Raw genomic sequence first — 3084 nt, forward strand, 5'->3', positions numbered from 1 at the left:
GTACAGGTAGTCCACCAGCCGCCGGAACAGCTTGGGCAGGATCACCACGTCATTTTGCAGCGAGAGCATGCTCGTGACGCTCGCGCCATCCAGGATGTCGTCGTCCGCCCACAAGCCCTTCTTGGGCACCGCCGCCTGCGCCTGGTGCACCGCGGCGGTCAACTCGTTGCACAGGTCCAGGAAGAGGTTGGTGTAGTACGTCGGGTACGCCAGGCCCACCGCCAGGACGTGATGGTTGAACGTGGTCCGCAACAGCGCCTCGTCGACATGGATCTCCGTGCCGCTGGCAGCCGGAGGCGTGCCCCGGCCGGCAAGGGCGATGCAGCGGTGATCGGAGGCCGCGCCGCGGGTGAGGATCCAGCCGGGCACGGACGTGGGTGAAGTGACCCCTCGAGTCTCGACCACAAGATGGTGGCCGACTTCCCGGGGGCGTACGTCACGCGGGTCGTCTGGCGAGGCGAGTGCTGAACGAGCGTTCTGCCCCGGCAGGGTTGTTTGGTAACTCGCGCGATGTCAGCGGCCCAGGGCGGGCCGTGCTGGCGCGTGAGGATCCGCCTGTGGAGTGTGATGTGTATGGACGGGCGATGTGACGGTGGCCGGTTGCGGTCGGGGATGGTCATGGCAGGATCGCGGTGATTGCTGCGGGGCGAGCCGCCGCGCCGGAGGCGGCCTCCTCGGGCCGTCGCCCAGCCATGCGGCATCCGAGGCAGTCAGGGTGCCCTCGCCGCGCCGCATGATCCCGTACCCGCCAGGGCCACTCGCTCGGCGGGCGCGGCCCCGTCCGCTTGCCCCAGCCTGCGAGATGCAGCGCCCAGGTCACTAGGCCGGCCAGCGCGCCGAGGCCGGTGCCCAAGACAGCGAGCGGCAGGGAGACGGCGACGACGGCGACACCCAGAACATTCAGGGCGACAAGCGAGATCGCCGTACCCGTCCAGCCGGCCACGGTGTGACCAAGATCCACATCCCCGTGCGCGCTCATGACTTCCTTCCTGAAAGGCAGAGATACGCTGACTCAAGAGAAGATTTATCTCACGAGCTAAGCTACTTAGACAGTAAGGGAAAATCGCGTTGGACGGCAAGGCGCGTCCCCGTGCCACCTCGGAGCAGGCACACGCCCAGATGGATCACCTCATCGCGCTGGGCATCGTGGCTCAGCACGACATGGCCCAGCGGCTGGGCCTGAACGTCACCGACCTCACCTGCCTCGGTTTCATCCTGGAGGCCGAGGGGTTGCAGGAGGCTCTCACCGCAGGGGATCTGGCGCAGCGGGCGAACGTGACCACAGGGGCGATCACGGGTGTCATCAATCGGCTCGAACGCGCGGGATACGCCCGGCGCCAAAGCGACCCCAACGACCGCAGACGCGTGCATGTCGTCGCCGACGTCACAGCGGCGGGGCGCGTGTTCGAGGTCTACGAAGGCAACTACCGCCGCATCGCGGAACTCTTCGCGGACTACTCCCCACAGGAGATCGCGGTGCTCTCGGACTGGTTCACACGCGCGACCGCCATCATGAGCGCGTCCCTGAACGAGGCGCGCACCGGCGGAGCCGGCTGACACCGCGCCTTCCGGCGGCGGACGCGGGCGGTGCGCGGTGTGCGGTGCGGTGTGCGGTGCGGTGATGTCAGGTTGACCGCGAAGGCCTGACACAGCGCCTGCTTCCACGCGCTCGCCGACGCCATCGCCGTCTCCGTCCCGAACACCGTCCAGCGACCGCAGCCCGTCACGGCGGTCCGGCGGGACGGTCAAGCCGCTGGGCCGCGGGCGAGCTGGCTGGGCTGGGCTGGGGCAGCACAGGGCACCACCAAGGACCGGCCGGCAGCAGCAGCCGGGAGTCGCCCTTTCGAGGCTCCCCATCACCGGCCGGCAGGTGTACGGGCGGCCGGTCGCCGAGTCGACTCCGTCGAACGCACGGGCCAGCCGCAGCGGCGGCGGTACTTCGAAGGCGTCCGCGAGCAACTCGTGGTGCCGCCAGGCCTGCCCGAGCATCCAGTCCGGCGTGGCCTCGGCGGTACGGGGCAGGAGGCGCAACTCGTCATGCCAGCACCTTGGTTCTGCGGACGGCACGTGGAACACCGGCCGGGTGAGGCAGTCGTACTCGATGACCGGTTCCTTGCCGGGAGCGGCGGTGCAGCTGACCGAGAGCCAGGCGCCGCGGCCCGGGCTGTAGGTGATCAACCTCAGCCGGTGCAGCCACTGGCTGATCTCGGCGGGCGGGGTCCAGGGAAGCCAGCCGTCATGGCCCTGCCAGGGCCGTACGGTGATTTCCAATAGCCCGGCCGCCGCGACGCAGTCCAGCCGCACCCCACCCTGGTGGTACGGCGCATGCCTGTCCAGGGCCTCGCTCAGGCCGGCCACGACAGCGGCCAAGGTCCGCCGGGACGGACACCTCGCGAGGCGGCACCGGCACCGGCACCGGGAAAGCGGCTGCGTCACAGGGGGATGCCGAGGTCGTCCCTGCGTACCTGGACGAGGGTGTGGACAGGCACGCCGGCCTTGACCGCCCGGTCCAGGCGCAGCCGTTCGGGGCCGGAGACGACCAGGTTCTCAAGCCGGAACACGGACTCCAGTCGCCCGGTGGCGTCCCGCCCGCCAGGCGCCGGCGGCAGCAGGTCGTACTCGGGATCGGGCACCTCGCCGGGGAGCGGTTCGAGAACCGCCTCCCCCACCCTTGGGTACACCTTCCAGCGCCACGCAGCGAACACACCTTCGCTCATCCGTCCGCGCAGGACTGTCACCGCACACCGCTCCGTCCCCGTCCCCGTCCGTCGTTGCTCGATTGTCGCGGACATGCGATGCAGGCAGTCACTTCCCGCCCCTGTCAGGCGGCTTCCAGCGGTGGACGGCCGCTTGGACACTCCAAGACGCCGGCGGTCCAGGCCACCGCAATCTCAGTGCCGACCGCCAGTTCCGGACCGCTCGTACCGGGAGGTCCGCGAGGCGCGACCGCCTATGATCGCTCGGACGAAGATTCGATCCTGTGGACGCTCCGGCACGAGTGAGGCGATGAGACATGTGGCCGCGGGTGAACGGCATGCGCGCGATGGAGCTCGGCACACCGGACGAGCTGCGGGTGACATTGAA

Annotated in this window: 3 protein-coding genes and 1 pseudogene; 1 reads left to right on the top strand and 3 read right to left on the bottom strand. The window is 69.5% G+C overall.

Annotation, left to right across the window (positions count from 1 at the left end):
* Both VIU94_RS22380 and VIU94_RS22385 read right to left on the bottom strand, forming a co-directional pair.
* A pseudogene (locus tag VIU94_RS22380) lies at nt 1–369 on the bottom strand (nuclease); the annotation flags it as partial.
* 247 nt (nt 370–616) lie between these two features.
* A complete protein-coding gene (locus tag VIU94_RS22385) occupies nt 617–979 on the bottom strand; it encodes an HGxxPAAW family protein (protein WP_331913637.1) in 363 nt (120 codons plus the stop codon).
* Between the two features lie 89 nt (nt 980–1068).
* Between VIU94_RS22385 and VIU94_RS22390 the strand changes: the two genes are divergently transcribed.
* Nucleotides 1069–1557 carry a MarR family transcriptional regulator gene (locus VIU94_RS22390; RefSeq protein ID WP_331913638.1) on the top strand — a complete coding sequence of 163 codons (489 nt, stop codon included), beginning with the start codon at nt 1069–1071 and terminating at the stop codon, nt 1555–1557.
* 875 nt (nt 1558–2432) lie between these two features.
* On the opposite strand, the gene VIU94_RS22395 is transcribed toward VIU94_RS22390, so the two are convergent.
* Nucleotides 2433–2669, bottom strand: a complete 237-nt coding sequence (locus VIU94_RS22395) for a hypothetical protein (protein ID WP_331913639.1) — start codon at nt 2667–2669, stop codon at nt 2433–2435.
* Nucleotides 2670–3084 lie beyond the last annotated feature (415 nt).

It is taken from the genome of Streptomyces sp., from assembly GCF_036566765.1.
Lineage (GTDB): Bacteria > Actinomycetota > Actinomycetes > Streptomycetales > Streptomycetaceae > Streptomyces.

Excerpts from the sequence above, each read along its gene's own strand:
- VIU94_RS22385 (WP_331913637.1), bottom strand. The coding sequence starts at position 979 with ATGAGCGCGCACGGGGATGTGGATCTTGGTCACACCGTGGCCGGCTGG.